The sequence below is a fragment of the Microbacterium sp. Beta genome, assembly GCF_005502545.1.
GTDB lineage: Bacteria > Actinomycetota > Actinomycetes > Actinomycetales > Microbacteriaceae > Microbacterium > Microbacterium oxydans.
Genome location: NZ_SCOG01000006.1, coordinates 130,287 through 144,242, shown reverse-complemented (window position 1 = coordinate 144,242; position 13,956 = coordinate 130,287). Strand labels below are relative to the sequence as shown.

Below are 13,956 nucleotides of genomic sequence, written 5' to 3'. Positions count from 1 at the left end.
AACTCTACCGCGCTACGGCATCTCGTCCGCCGCGACGTGTTCGACCAGAGGGAGCACCCGACCGGAGAGATGCGTGCGCATCGCGATCGACGACGCGGTGCGGGCGACCCCCGGCACCAGGGCGACCCGGTCGAGCACCTCCTGCAACTGCGTGGCATCGCGCGCCACCAGTCGCAGTTGCATGTCGCTCGCTCCGGTGACGGTGTGCATGTCGACGATCTCTGGGACGGCGTCGGCCAGCGCCGTCGCCACCTCGTCATGCCCGACCTTCTGATCGATCTCGACCAGGCAGAAGGCGACGACACCGTATCCGAATCCGGCCGGATCGATGCGCGGCACGATCGCCTCGATCACCCCGCCCTCGTGCAGGCGCGCGAGTCGGCTCGTCGCCGTTCCCCGCGCGATGCCGAGCCGCCGCGCGCACTCCAGGATCGGCAGCTGCGGCGACTCCGTGAGCAGTCGGATGAGCTGGGCGTCGAGGCGATCGATGCGCATCGTCACTCCCGCGGGACGCCGGGCCTCGCCACGCTCCTGGTCGCGCGTGCGACGAGCAGGAGCACGGCGGTGAGCCCGAGTGTCAGCAGCAACTGGATGCGGGCGGCCTCATCGATCATCGCGAGGGCGATCACCGCGGCGAGCAGCACCAGACACAGCCACGACAGCCAGGGGAAGCCCCACATCCGCATCGGCATCTCGTCGCCTGCGCGGTCCGCACGACGGCGGAGGATGATCTGCGCCACCGCGGTCGCGGTCCAGATCACCAGCAGCGTCGAGCCGACCACGTTGAGCAGGGCCGGCAGCACGACGTCGGGGAACGCCCAGTTGAGTCCGACCGTGACGAACCCGAAGGCGACGGAGGCCAGCACCGCGACGAACGGCACGCCCTTGAGGCTCGTCCGGGTCGCAGCCAGCGGAGCAAGGCCCCGCTCCCCCAGCGAGTACGCCATGCGGGAGGCACCGTAGATGTTGGCGTTCATGGCCGAGAGCAGCGCGATGATCACGATCAAGTCCATCACGAGGCCGACTCCCGGTACGTTCAGGGTCTCGAGCACCGCGGAGAACGGGCCGGCCTTCACCGCAGGATCGTTCCAGGGCAGCACCGCCACGATCACGAAGATCGACCCGACGTAGAACACCATGATGCGCACGAGCACCTCGCGGACGATGCGGCGGATGTTGCGCGCGGGATCGTTCGACTCGGCGGCGGCGATGGCGACCACCTCGGTGCCGCCGAACGCGAAGACCACGATGAGCAGGGCACCGGCGATGCCCGCGATGCCGTTCGGGGCGAACCCGCCGTTGTCGACGAGGTTCGAGATGCCGGTACCCGGCACGCCCGGGATGAGGCCGACGATCGCGCACACCCCGACCACGAGGAAGGCGATGATCGCCGCGACCTTGATCGCCGCGAACCAGAACTCGAAGCGACCGTAGTTGCGCACGCCGAACAGGTTCACGGCCGTGAGCGCCACGACGAAGATCAGCACCCACACCCAAGCTGGGATCCCCGGGGTCCAGTTCGCCACGATCGCGCCGGCGCCCGTCGCCTCGGCCGCGATCACCACGACCAGCTGGATCCAGTACAGCCAGCCCACCGCGCTGCCGGCGCTACGGCCCATCGCCTTCTGCGCGTACGAGCTGAAGGCACCGGAGCTCGGCCTCGCCGCGACCATCTCGGCCAGCATCGCCATCACGAGCACGACGATGCCGCCGGCCACGAGGTACGACACCAGCACTGCGGGCCCCGCGATGCTGATCGCCTGGCCCGAGCCGACGAACAGGCCGGCGCCGATCGCGCCGCCGAGTCCCATCATCGAGATCTGACGGCGCGTCAGCCCCGGGTGCAGACCCTTGGTGGTCGTCGTGGTGGTGGGCACCTCGGTCACGGGATCGTTGGTCACGCGTCCATCGGTCATGCGTTCACCTCGGCGAGCTCGGTCTCGAGGGCGGCTTGCACCCGATCGATGTCCTCCACGGAGCCCGAGGAGATGCGGACGCCCTCGCCGGGGAAGACGCGTGCGACCACGCCGCCCTCCTGGAGCAGTCGTTCGAGCTCCGGTGTGCGGTCCCCGGATGGCACCCAGACGAAGTTGGCCTGCGAGCGGACGGCGGGCCATCCGGCGGCAGTGAGCACGTCGTGCAGGCGGTCGCGCTGGGCGACCACCTCGTCGATACGCGTCGCGAGCTCGTCCTCGGCGTCGAGGGACGCGAGGGCAGCGGTCTGGGCGAGGTCGGTCACACCGAACGGCACCGCCACCTTGCGCTGGTTCTCGGCGACGGCGGCCGGCGCGATGGCGTAGCCGATCCGGAGCCCGGCGAGCCCGTAGGCCTTGGAGAACGTGTGCAGCACGGCCACGTGCGGGTGACGTCGGAACAGCTCGATGCCGGCTCCCCTGCTCTCGGTGCGGTCGAAGTGCACGTAGGCCTCGTCGATGACCACGAGCACGTCGTGCGGCACCGCCGCGACGAAACGCTCCAACTCGTCGGCACTCACGACGGTGCCCGTCGGGTTGTTCGGATTGCAGACGAAGATCAGGCGGGTGCGTGGGGTGATCGCCGCCAGCATCGCGTCGAGGTCGTGAGCGTGGTCCGCGTCGAGCGGCACCGGGACGGGCGTCGCCCCGGCGATGCGGACGAGCGACGGATACGCCTCGAACGACCGCCACGCGAAGACGACCTCGTCGCCGTCACCGGCGACCGCGTGGATGAGCTGGGCTGCGATCTCCACCGACCCGGCGCCGACGGTGACCTCGGAGACGTCGACACCGTAGCGGGAGGCCAGTCGCTCGCGCAGTTTCGCGGCGCTCATGTCCGGATAGCGGTTGATGCCGTCGAGCCGCTCACGCACGGCCTCGACGACCGACGGGAGCGGCGGGTGCGGGGACTCGTTCGAGGAGAGCTTGGACGCACCGACCGGAGCGGAGCGCCCCTGACGGTAAGCGGGAACGGCATCGAGTCCGGCGCGAGTGGGAAGGGGCATCGTCAGAGCGTCCTTGCTGTGATCGGGTGAGGTGTCGCGCAACACTAGAACGGAATCCCACCACTGGGCAATCGGCGCACCGGAAGCTGCGCATCTCGCGCAATCGAGCGCCCGTCCCTCGGGATGGGCTGGACACACTGCACAGGCAGATGTCGACATCGGACATCGGCCGCTACGCTCGCCTCATGGGCGCTCCCTCAGGATTCGAGTTCGCGGTGCGCGGCGAGGATGTCGTCATCCGCCATCACGGCATCACGGCGTCCGTCCTTCGCGGCGCTCGCGCGCAGGAATTCCTGGCACAGGCGGCCACGGGCGACGCGCAACAACTGATGGCGCGCGTCACCGGGAACTACCGCCGCGGCAACGAGCGCACCGCCCGCCGGCATCTGCGCAACCAGGCATGACCCTCAGCGCGCGACCGACACCGCGGCCGGGTCGCTGACCGGCAGGCCGCACACGAACGCACGGCAGTCGTAGGCGCGCTCCGTCGACGCGTCCTTGCCCTCGAACAGTTCGAACCCGGCATCCGCGAACGCCCGCGCCTGGTCCGGGGTGACCACGGCGACGACCTCGGCGTCAGCGCCTCGGCCTGCGGCGGCGAGCGCGCTGTCCGGTGCCCCGGTGACCACGACGAGCTGACGGGGCGGGGCCGCGAGGCCGGCGGCCACCCGCAGCAGGGTGCCGTGGGCGAACGGCTGCTCCAGCGACCTGGCGGCGAGCGCGCTCACCGTCGACACGGCCGCTTCCCGATACCGATCCCCCGCGCCCATCCACCACGCGGTCAGGGCGGCGCTCGCGATCGCCGCGGCATCCGACGGCAGATCGCCGTCGGTCTGATCGGGCGAGGTCGCGATGCCCTGCGCCGAGAGCAGGGGGTCGTCGCCTCCCGCTCCCGACAGGACGTCGTCGAGGATTCCACGCGCCGTGATCGCCCGGTCCGTCTCGCCGGTCGCCAGCGCGAGCGCGAAGAGGCCGTCGGCGAGAAGGCCGAGGTCGGCGGCGGTCGCGACGGCAGTCGATGCCCGTCCATCCAGCGACGCACGCACGAGGGCGCCTTCGGCGTCCCGGTTGGCGCGCAGCACGTGGTCGGCAGCCGCGGCGGCCGCGTCGATCCACGCCCGTTCTCCGAACGCGGCCCCGGCGCGGGCGAGGGCACCGATCGCGAGTCCGTTCCATCCGGTGATCACCTTGCCGTCGACCGCCGGGGGCTCCAGGCCCGCGCGCTCGGCCACCGGGCGGAGGTAGTACCCGCCCTCGGAGCGCACGCCGTCGATCGTCGACTCGGAATCCTGCGCCGCGCCGAATCCGCCTCCGTCGCGCGGGAGCACGCCCGTCAGGAACGAGGCGATACCTCGCACGGTCGGCTCGTCTCCCCCGTCACGAGCGATGTCGAGCAGCTGCGCGTTGTCGGTCAGCATCCGCTCGTAGTGCGGCACGGTCCAGTCGCGCCCGGTCGCGTAGCGGAAGAATCCGCCGTCGGCGTCGCGAAGGTCGGAGGCCGCCATCGCGGCGAGCGCGCGCGCACCAGCGGCAGATGCCTCCGGCGCACCTTCTCGCACGAGGGGATGTTGAAGGAAGCGCAGTGTGGTGGCGACGGGGAACTTCGGCGCGCCGCCGAAGCCGCCGAACTGGCGGTCCTCCCGCTGCGCGATCGCCTCCGCCGCTGTCGCGATCGCCACGACATCCGGGACGTCCGATGGCACCGATTCCGCGGCTCGGGCGAGTGCATCGGTCACGGCATCCGCCGACTCCTCGGCCTCGGTGCGACGGAGCATCCAGGCCTCCCGCACCGCGGCGAGGACGTCACGGAAGGCGGGCATCGGCGCACGGGCCTCCGGCGGCCAGTACGTGCCGGCGTAGAAGGTGCGTCCGCGCGGCGTGGCGAACACCGTCAGCGGCCAACCCAGGTTCTGTGTGAAGGCCGAGGCCGCCGCCATGTAGGCACCGTCGACCTGGGGGTGCTCCTCACGGTCGACCTTGACGGCGACGAAGCCCTCGTTGATGAGCGCCGCGGTGACGGGATCGGCGAAAGACTCCCTCGCCATCACGTGGCACCAGTGGCAGGTCGAGTAGCCGATCGAGATGAGCAGCGGCACGTCCCGCCGCCGTGCCTCCGCGAAGGCCTCCTCACCCCACGGGTACCAGTCGACCGGATTGTCGGCGTGCGCGCGCAGGTACGGGCTGAGGGTGTCCGCGAGCCGATTGGTCATGCCCTCCACGCTACGCCGCGCGTGGCGACTGCGGTCAGCCGACGAGGAGTTCGACCGGACGCGAGGCCGCGTACCCCACCAGCGGCAGCGCACGCTCGGCTGCCAGAGCGATGCGGGCTTCGAGCACCCCGGAGGTGATCTCGTAGCCGTCGAAGTCGGTGTTGCTGGCGTAGACGCCGAGGGGCAGGGTGAGCGCCTGGAAGAACGCGAACAGCGGACGCAGCTGGTGCTCGATGATGAGCGCGTGCTTCTCGCCGCCGCCCGTCGCGGCGAGCAACACGGGCTTTCCCACCAGGTCGTACTGACCGACGAAGTCGAACAGGTGCTTGAAGAGCCCGGTGAACGACGCCCGATACACGGGGCTGCCCACGATCAGCAGATCGGCGGACTCGATCGCCTGCAACTGCGCCTCGACCTCCGGCGGCAGCTGGTCACGCTGCAACGCGCCGGCCAGCCCCGGTCCGATCTGCGTCAGCTCGATGAGCTGCGAGTCGATGTCGGCGCGCTCGGCGATGGCGGCCGTGATCGCGCGGACGAGGGCGGTCGTCTTGCTGGGCTCGTGCAGGGATCCCGACACGGCGACGACACGGTACGGAGCTGTCATGCCTCGACGGTACTCAGGACGACGCCCCGTGTCGCGCGAGGCGACACGGGGCGTCATGTAGGCCCGGAGGCTCCGTCTCCGCCGAGAGGGTCAGTTGACCTCGTCCGGGTGCGAGCCCACGCGGCCGGAACCGTCGAGCGGGTCGAGGGCGTCGATCGCGGCGATCTCGGCGTCGGTGAGTTCGAAGCCGAACACGTCGAGGTTCTCACGCAGGCGCTCGGCGCGCACCGACTTCGGGAACACGATGATGCCCTTCTGCAGGTGCCAGCGGAGCACCGCCTGCGCCGGGGTGACCCCGTGCGCGGCTGCGGCATCCGCGACGGCCGGGATGCCGAACAGGTCGTACTTGCCCTGGCCGAGCGGACCCCATGCCTCGATGCGCACATTGTTCGCGTCGGCCCAGGCGACCTCATCGCGGCGCTGGTACGCGGGGTGGAGCTCGATCTGGTTCACAGCCGGGACCACGCCCGTCTCCTTCACGGTGCGCTCGAGGTGCGGGACCAGGAAGTTCGATACGCCGATGCTGCGGGTGAGACCTTCCTCACGCAGCTCGATCAGCTTCGCGAACGCGTGCACGTAGTCGTCCTTGGCCGGGGTGGGCCAGTGCACCAGGTACAGGTCGACCTTCTCGAGGCCCAGCTTCTCGAGGCTCTCGCCGATGGCGGCGCGGGGCTCGTCGTCATGGTGACGATCGTTCCAGAGCTTCGTCGTGATGAAGAGCTCGTCACGGGGGATGCCAGAGGATGCGATGGCGGCACCCACGCCCTCCTCGTTGCCGTAGATCGCGGCGGTGTCGATGTGGCGATAGCCGATCTCCAGAGCCTCGCTCACCGCCTTCTCGGTCTCTGCCGGCGGCACCTTGAAGACGCCGTAGCCCAGCTGGGGGATGGAGTTGCCGTCGTTCAGTTCGAGTGCAGGAATCGTCATGTCTCCAGCCTATGACCTGTGATGACAGGTGGACCCGGCCGGTGACGAAAGAAGTCGGTGCGGTCGCCGCAGTGCCCGACGGACTTCCGTAGGCTGAGGGTCGATGAATGAACGCGACACGTCCGGCGATGAGGAGTATCTCCCGCCCCCGCCGCCCGCGGCCGAGACGCATGATCCCGACGAGGATGAGACACGGGTCGTCTCAGCGACGAAGAGGCGCAGTCGGACCATCGTCATCCTGGTCATCGTCGTCGCCGCCCTCCTCCTTCTCGGAACCATCGGGACGAATCTCCTTCTCGCCGCCGGTCTGCGCGCCGAGATCGGCGAGGGACGCGGACAGTCGACCACGGCACCATCGACATCGGCGACACCGGAATCCACCCCGACCACGACGCCACCCCCTGCCCTTCCGACATCGGGGTGCGGTGAGCTGTGCACCGCGGCCTCGACGGAGGTCGGAACCGCTGCCGGCGACTGGAAGCTCGAAGGCGAGTGGACGGATACTCCGAACGACCTCGGCTCCCGCGACGCCACGACCGCCGTGTTCAGCTCCGACACCGGACGCGCCACGCTGACCGTGCTGCAGTTCGCCTCCGACGAGGAGGCAGCACAGGCCGCCATCGACATCCGGAGCAGGATCGGCGACCCCACCTACACGGAACAGGTCTTCGACGACGGGTCCGGCACCCGATACGACTTCGAGGGAGCGACGATCAGCCGGGTGGTGTGGCACCTCGACGCGCAATCGCGTCCGCATGCTCCCGGGCGCCTGTACCTCGTCGAAGCGCCCGCGAACGCCGCGGACAGCTTCGCCGGTCAAGCCGCCTACCGCTTGTATCTGGCATTGCCCGTGTAGCGACGGCGCCGCGCACGGGCCGGTGAGCGGACGACGTCAATCGAGTCCGCTCAGCCCTTGCGACATCGACCGGAAGGCGTCGACTGCGCGCACGGCGGGACGAGGGCCGTCGGGATCCGCCGCCCACTGTTCGAGCCCGACGCGGATCGAGGCGGTCGCGACGGCGGCGAGCAATGCGGCATCCCACACGGCGAGGCCGCGTTCCTGAAGGATCGCACGCAACCTGCGCTCGGAATCATCGTTCACACGCAGCCACACGTCGCGCATCTCGGAATCGTCGTCGAGTCCGCGGAGCACGCCGAGCATCGTGTCGAGTTCGAGCCCGTCGGCGATGCCCGCACCTGACTGTCCCTCGGCGAGCTGCGCCTCGATCACGGCCGGGATCTGCTCACCCAGAGCCCCCTCTCCGACCTGCGCGAAGGCCTCCTGCCACCGTTGCGCACCGACGCTGAGGATCGGCGCGATCGCGTCTTCCTTGCGTGCGAAGTAGCGGTAGAACGTCCGCACCGAGACGCCCGCACGCGCCGCGATCTGCTCTGCGGTGACGCCCGCCACGCTCTGCTCCGCGAACAACGCGGCCGCAGCGGCAGCGATCTCTCGCTCGGTCGCGGCCCTGCGGCGCTCGGTGAGGGTCGACGTCTCCACCGTCACAGCGTACGGGAACAGATCCGCGCACCGGCAGGTTGGGACTAGATGGCACAACATGCCAAAGAGGCATATCCTGCCAGTACTCATCACGAAGGGAAGATCATGAACCGCTATGAAGGACGTCGGGCTCTCGTCACCGGAGGAGGGTCGGGCATCGGCCAGGCCACCGTGCTGCGGATGCTCCGTGAAGGCGGCAGCGTCGTCGCCGCCGACGTCAGCACCGAAGGCCTCGACGACACGGTCGCCAAGGCAGGGCCGCTCGCCGAACGCCTCACCACCGTCACGATGAACATCGCCGACGAGGCCTCCGTTGCCGCGGGCGTCGCCGAAGCCGTCGCCGCTCTGGGCGGACTCGACGTGCTCGTCAACGCTGCCGGCATCCTCCGCTCCTCGCACACGCACGAGACGACGCTCGACCAGTTCGAGCAGGTCATCCGCATCAACCTGGTCGGCACGTTCCTCGTCATCCGCGCGGCGATCCCCGCCCTGCAGGAGGGCTCCTCGGCCGCCGTGGTCAACTTCAGCTCGACCTCGGCCGGATTCGCACACCCCTACATGGCGGCCTATGCGGCCAGCAAGGGCGGCGTGCAGTCGATGACCCATGCGCTCGCAGCGGAGTACGCGAAGAGCGGTATCCGCTTCACCGCGGTGCAGCCGGGGTCGATCTCGTCCGGCATGACCGACGGGTCCGGACGGAGCAACCAGAGCAACGGCCCCGGCCTCCCCGCCGACGCCGACATGAGCCTGTTCATGAAGCTCGCACCCGCGATCGGCGAGGGTTTCGCCGGACCGGAATCGGTCGCCGGTGTCGTGGCGATGCTCGCGAGCGAGGACGGCGCCTTCATCACCGGCACCGAGGTGCGCATCGACGGCGGCACCCACTTCTGAGGTGCCCGGAGACGTCTGAGAGGCGCAGAGGGGGCACCGGCCGATGCCGGGTGCCCCCTCTGCGTCTGCGCTCAGCCCAGCGGCTGCTCAGCCACCGATCCGGGTGGTCTTGACCTCGTTCACCCGCACGACGTTCGTGCCGGTCGCGGTGCCGGCCCGGTAGGAGAACACCGAGGGCGAGCCCTCGCTCTGCAGCGCCGCGGTAGCGTCACTCGCGGACACCTGCCACGTCGCCGGTTCCGGCTGCCCGTCGGCCCACACCTTGGCGCGGATCGTGGTCGAGGACGACCCGGTCGTCTCGGTCGACAGATGGAACACGGTGCCGGCACTCCAGGTCAGCCCCGGCACAGCGGCGCTCGCGATGGCCGTCCCGTTGCGCTGGATCACGACCCACGTCGCCCCATCAGCGCGGTGCCACGCCAGGGCGCGGTAGCCGGCGTCCGCGTTGCGCCGAGAACCCGCTCCGACGTAGACGGTGCCAGACTCCGGACCGCCGGAGAGCGTGTAGGACATGGTGGTGGCGGAATCCCGCACCGACGCATCGTCCAACAGCATCTCCCTGGTCTGCCCGGCGACGAGGTCGATCACTCCCGCACCGTCGGCCACCGAGAGAGCCGTCGACTTGCCCTGCATGGGCGTCCATACGCCACCGACCTCAGCAGTGCCCCAGCCGGATTCCACCGCACGGTCGAACCGGTCGGATGCCACCACGACATCGGCCACGACGGGAGCCGTCACCGCGACCTGCTCCTCGCTCGACGCCGACAGTCCGCTGCTGTCCGTCACCGTCAGCCGCACGGTGTAGGTGCCGGCCGCCGCATAGTCATGCGTCGCCGTCGCGCCGGTCGCCGACGAGCCGTCGCCGAAGTCCCACGCGTAGCCGCTGATCGACGCTGCGCCGTCTGCGATGGATCCCGACCCGTCGACCGCGACGGTCAGGTCGGTCGCCTGGGCCGTGAAGGCCGCCGTCGGAGCCTTGAGACCCTTGCCCAGCTGGAAGTGCGAGCGCACCTGGTCGGCGTTCAACGCGAGCGGGTACACCGCGGCCTCGTCCAGCGATCCCTTGAAGTAGTTCGACGAAGGAGCAGAGGGCCAGCCCGTGAGCGCGTCTCCCCCGATGCGGAGGTAGGCGGGGTCGGTCTTGGCCGTCGTGACCGCGGCGTCGGACGCGACGAGCTCGCCGTCGACGTACAGCTTCATCCCGGCCGCACCCTGCGACACGACAGCGTGATGCCAGACGCCGTCGTTCAGCGCCTTGGTTCCGGCGATCGTGGATCGGGCCTGCCCGGCGAAGACGCCGAAGGTCAGGGTGCCGCTGTTGGCCATGTACAGCTGCCGGTCGACGCTCGCGGAGCTCCCCGTCTTGGCCGCTCCGGAGCCGATGAGCATGCCACCGGTCTTCGTGGTGGTCTGGAACCAGATCTCCGCCGAGAACTCGCTCGACACCGGCGCCTTCGCATCGGAAGACACCCGCCCGTTCGTGGTGCCGTTGAACGTTGTCGAACCGGTGCCGCTGTTCTCGATGCCCGACGACGAGGTTGAGGTTCCCGTGCCGCTCACCGGGTTGTTCGATCCGGCCCAGTCCTTCGAGACGTTGCCCATCGGGTAGTACAGCGAAGGCTTGTCCGCGAGGATCTTCTTCGAGTAGGCCGAGGCGGTGCCCGCCGTGGCCTTCGCGTTCACGCTCGCGCTCGTGGCGATGTTGCCGTCACGGTCCTTCGCGACCACCGTGTAGCTCTGCGTGGCTCCCGGGGTCGCCGTCGGGTCGTCGAGGGTGACCGTCGTCTGCTTCCACCAGGTGCCGTCCGCTGTCGCGGTGGCCACAGGCTCGGTGGCACCGTCGCGGCGCAGCTCGTAGGTGAGGGTCAGGTCGTCCCTGTCCCAGTTCGTGGGGATCGACACCCGGGCGCTGCCGGGGACGGGCGAGGTGCCCGCCGTGGGCTTCCATGCCGCGTCGGAGAGCCGGGGCCCGTCCTTCGCACCACCCGGAGGGTTCGTGGAGAAGCGCACGATTCCCTCGAACTGCCCGTTGTTCACCGAGCGGAACTCTCCGCCGATCGAGATCATGTCGCCCGCGCCCGTGATCGACAGGCCCGCCTGGCCGAGGCCGCTCGTGGTGCCGACCGCGAAGTCGGGCGCCCACTGGTACGGCGACGGAGCGGGGGTGCCGGCCCAGTTGGCGTACCCGGAGTAGGTGTTCGCGGAGAGGGTTCCGCGCGCGTCGGCCGTGTAGGCCTCGGCGTACTGGTACACCGCCGGGTTCTTCTGCGGCTGGAGCCCCATCGTGTTGCAGGAATGCATGTGGCTGGTCGTGTAGACCACCTTGCCGGTCGAGTAGACGCCGTAGTGATCGCCGTGGCAGTCTGCGATCCACCGCACCGCACCCGTGCCGGCCTCAGCGGCGAACGTGCCCTCGAGGTTGCCCCCGCCGGCCCAGCTCCACCCGGTGCCGTAGACGGTGTTCGCGTCCGTGGCGAGCGCGAAGATGCCGGAGTTGCTGCTGCTGCCGCTGTTCTTCACGACCTTGGAGATGCCCCAGGCGGTGTCGGCGGCACCCGTGGACTTGTCGACCGCTGCGGAACCGCGCAGGCTGCTGCCGTTCACCGCGGAGAAGCGTCCTCCCACGATGACGTTCGTGCCCGCTGGATCCATGACGAGGGCGTCGACCTGGCGGTCGGCCTGCGGGGCCCAGCTCAGGAGCGCTCCGTTCTTCTGGTCGAAGGCCGCGAGGTTCTTCCGGGCGACGCCGTTGGCCTGGGTGAACAGACCGCCGAGGTAGATGTTCGACCCGTCGGTCGTGATGGCGTACACGCCGCTGCCGCCGATCGAAGGCGCGAACTGCGGGACCAGCTCACCGGTCTTGGCATCGAGCGCCGCGAAGTTCCAGCGGTCCTTCCCGTTCACCTTGTTGAACGAGCCGCCGATGTAGATGCGGGACCCGTCGGGAGACGCGGCGACCGCCTTGATGACGCCGTTGACCGTCGGGGCGAACGAGGACAGAGCACCCGAGACGATGTCGTAGGCCAGCACGTTCGAACGGGCGGTGAGGGCTGTCCCGGGCGCCGCCTTCGGCTCCCGCGCGTTGTCGAACTTGCCGACCGCGTACACCGTTGTACCGATCGTGGTCTGCGCCCATACGTAGCCGTTGTCGATCTGCACAGTCGGGATCGGGTCCGACGTCACCACGTTCTCGTCGCGCTGCAACTGCGGCGGCATCGTCGGCGGCACATCCGCCGCGGCGGCCGCCGTCGCTCCCACACCCGACAGACCCGCGATCAGCAGGCCGGCCGTCAGCATTGATGCGACGACACCTCTTGTCCGTCGCCCGAAGCGTGTCCGTCGCCCGAAGCGTGTCCGTCGCCCGAAACTCGTGTTCCCCACCGTGACTCCCCAGTCGATGCTGTCCCGAACGCGGCGTGATCATCCCCCGCGCGCTCGACGACATCGAGGCGGCGAAAGATCGCCGCGACGCGGTGGTGTGAACTCCCCAGTTCGAAACTCCCCAGTCCGACCAGCCATGCCAGTCGGTCGCAAACGCCAGACAGGCGTTGCGCACCCACGCTAACACATCGCGCCTCCCGATCCGGAGGAACGCTCGAAGCCGACCGGATCAGCGCCACCGCACCGCCGCCGTATCAGCGCCGCGGCACCGCCGCCATCGCCGCTGCCCCACGTCCGACCAGGCGTTCCAGCGGGCCCCGTCCGAAGAACATCGACCAGAGCGTCGTCAGGAGCAGCAGTCCGAGCGCGGTGGCCGCCCAGAAGGCGTTGCTCGAGAAGAACCCTCCTGGCCCGGCCACCAGCACGACGGAGAGGACGTGAGCGCTGTATGCCGTCAGGGGCATGGAGCCGAGCGCGCCGAGCGGCAGCAGCACCCAGCGCAGCGGCCGGCTCAGCAGCAGACACAGCGCGATGACCACGAGCGCGAAGCCGCCCGATCCGAGGATCTCTGCGGTGCCGCCGCTGTGCGGTTCGACCGCGAACACCGCGGTGAGCACGGCGCGGAGGGGATCTGTCTCGGTCAGCGCCTGCGGATATCCCTCCCACCCGGAGGGCGGGGAGACGACACTGCCGGAGCTGCCGCCGGAGAAGGAGCTGCCGGAGAAGGAGCCGCTGTCGGAGAACGAGCTGCTGCTGAAGCCCCCGGCGAGTCCCGCTGCCTGACCGATTCCGCCCAAGCCGTAGCCGATCACGGCGAGCACGAACCCGATCCCGAGCGCGACCGCCGCCGTGCGCAACCGCTCGACGTGCAGGCGACCGAACGCCATGCCGGCGAGCACCAGCGCCATCCAGACCGTGATCGGATACGTGCCGTAGAGCACGAATCCGATACCGGAACCGTAGGGGTTCAGCATCACCGCGTTCAGGAAGGCGAGCAGTGACGGGCCCAGCAGCGCGAGCACCGCACTGGCGCTCAGCAGCTGCCAGGGCCGCCACCGCAGGAACGGGATGACCGCGACGTAGAGCAGACCGTAGAGCGTCAGGATCACGGCGATCGGGGTGTTCAGCATCTCCAGCGCCAGCCCGATCACGAAGATCACCGCACCGCGCCCGATCAGCTGCAGGCGGATGCTCGGGATCCGCTCGCGGTCGGGAGCGGCACTGCGCCCGGTCATCAGGGCGATCGAGATACCGGCGAGCACCGCGAACAGGATCGAGGACCGCCCGTGCACCAGGTCGGTCCACGTCGAGGGGTCGAACCAGTCGAATGCCTCTGTCTCGCCGATGTGCGCTCCGGCCATGCCGAGGATCGCCAGTCCTCTGGCGATGTCGAGCCCGAGGATGCGCGGCGGCCGCCCGAACTCGCGGAACCACTGGACAGGAGCGAGAGCGGTGATCACCC

12 protein-coding genes are annotated in these 13,956 nt (G+C 69.7%); 3 read left to right on the top strand and 9 right to left on the bottom strand.

Translation table 11 applies throughout. The features are described 5' to 3' along the window. Positions 1-12: 12 nt before the first annotated feature. From FFS56_RS08625 to hisC, 3 genes are read right to left on the bottom strand one after another with little or no spacing between them, the layout of a single operon-like run. On the bottom strand, positions 13-495 hold the full coding sequence (locus FFS56_RS08625) for an Lrp/AsnC family transcriptional regulator (protein WP_046749731.1): 483 nt from the start codon (positions 493-495) through the stop codon (positions 13-15). 2 nt (positions 496-497) lie between these two features. Continuing rightward, positions 498-1,916 carry an amino acid permease gene (locus FFS56_RS08620; RefSeq protein WP_046749732.1) on the bottom strand — a complete coding sequence of 473 codons (1,419 nt, stop codon included), beginning with the start codon at positions 1,914-1,916 and terminating at the stop codon, positions 498-500. Further along, positions 1,913-2,980: a histidinol-phosphate transaminase gene (hisC, locus tag FFS56_RS08615; protein ID WP_046749872.1), complete on the bottom strand. Its 1,068-nt coding sequence runs from the start codon at positions 2,978-2,980 to the stop codon at positions 1,913-1,915. Before hisC ends, FFS56_RS08620 begins: the two co-directional genes overlap by 4 nt. A 185-nt stretch (positions 2,981-3,165) precedes the next feature. On the opposite strand from hisC, the gene FFS56_RS08610 reads away from it, so the two are divergent. Then, positions 3,166-3,384, top strand: a complete 219-nt coding sequence (locus FFS56_RS08610) for a hypothetical protein (RefSeq protein ID WP_046749873.1) — start codon at positions 3,166-3,168, stop codon at positions 3,382-3,384. A 3-nt stretch (positions 3,385-3,387) separates the two neighbouring features. Here FFS56_RS08610 and FFS56_RS08605 read toward each other — a convergent pair whose 3' ends face one another. From FFS56_RS08605 to FFS56_RS08595, 3 genes are all read right to left on the bottom strand, one after another. Beyond that, positions 3,388-5,190, bottom strand: a complete 1,803-nt coding sequence (locus tag FFS56_RS08605) for a DUF255 domain-containing protein (RefSeq protein WP_127012468.1) — start codon at positions 5,188-5,190, stop codon at positions 3,388-3,390. Between the two features lie 34 nt (positions 5,191-5,224). Further along, a complete protein-coding gene (gene msuE / locus FFS56_RS08600) occupies positions 5,225-5,794 on the bottom strand; it encodes an FMN reductase (protein WP_127012469.1) in 570 nt (189 codons plus the stop codon). Between the two features lie 90 nt (positions 5,795-5,884). Continuing rightward, entirely contained in the window at positions 5,885-6,721 is an 837-nt protein-coding gene (locus FFS56_RS08595) for an aldo/keto reductase (protein ID WP_046749735.1), read from the bottom strand. Positions 6,722-6,824: 103 nt separating this feature from the next. Between FFS56_RS08595 and FFS56_RS08590 the strand changes: the two genes are divergently transcribed. Continuing rightward, positions 6,825-7,577, top strand: a complete 753-nt coding sequence (locus FFS56_RS08590) for a hypothetical protein (RefSeq protein ID WP_127012470.1) — start codon at positions 6,825-6,827, stop codon at positions 7,575-7,577. 36 nt (positions 7,578-7,613) lie between these two features. On the opposite strand, the gene FFS56_RS08585 is transcribed toward FFS56_RS08590, so the two are convergent. Beyond that, complete coding sequence (locus tag FFS56_RS08585; protein ID WP_233437312.1) at positions 7,614-8,222, bottom strand: TetR/AcrR family transcriptional regulator; 609 nt, start codon at positions 8,220-8,222, stop codon at positions 7,614-7,616. A gap of 105 nt (positions 8,223-8,327) precedes the next feature. Between FFS56_RS08585 and FFS56_RS08580 the strand changes: the two genes are divergently transcribed. After that, positions 8,328-9,113 (top strand): SDR family oxidoreductase, encoded by a 786-nt coding sequence (locus FFS56_RS08580; RefSeq protein ID WP_058632388.1) that lies wholly within the window; start codon positions 8,328-8,330, stop codon positions 9,111-9,113. An 87-nt stretch (positions 9,114-9,200) separates the two neighbouring features. Here the strand turns inward: FFS56_RS08580 and FFS56_RS08575 are convergent, their stop codons facing one another. Both FFS56_RS08575 and FFS56_RS08570 read right to left on the bottom strand, forming a co-directional pair. Then, a complete protein-coding gene (locus FFS56_RS08575) occupies positions 9,201-12,410 on the bottom strand; it encodes a LamG-like jellyroll fold domain-containing protein (RefSeq protein ID WP_249352962.1) in 3,210 nt (1,069 codons plus the stop codon). Positions 12,411-12,748: 338 nt separating this feature from the next. Beyond that, positions 12,749-13,954, bottom strand: coding sequence for a heparan-alpha-glucosaminide N-acetyltransferase domain-containing protein (locus FFS56_RS08570; RefSeq protein WP_249352960.1), 1,206 nt, complete (start codon positions 13,952-13,954; stop codon positions 12,749-12,751). Between the last annotated feature and the right edge of the window lie 2 nt (positions 13,955-13,956).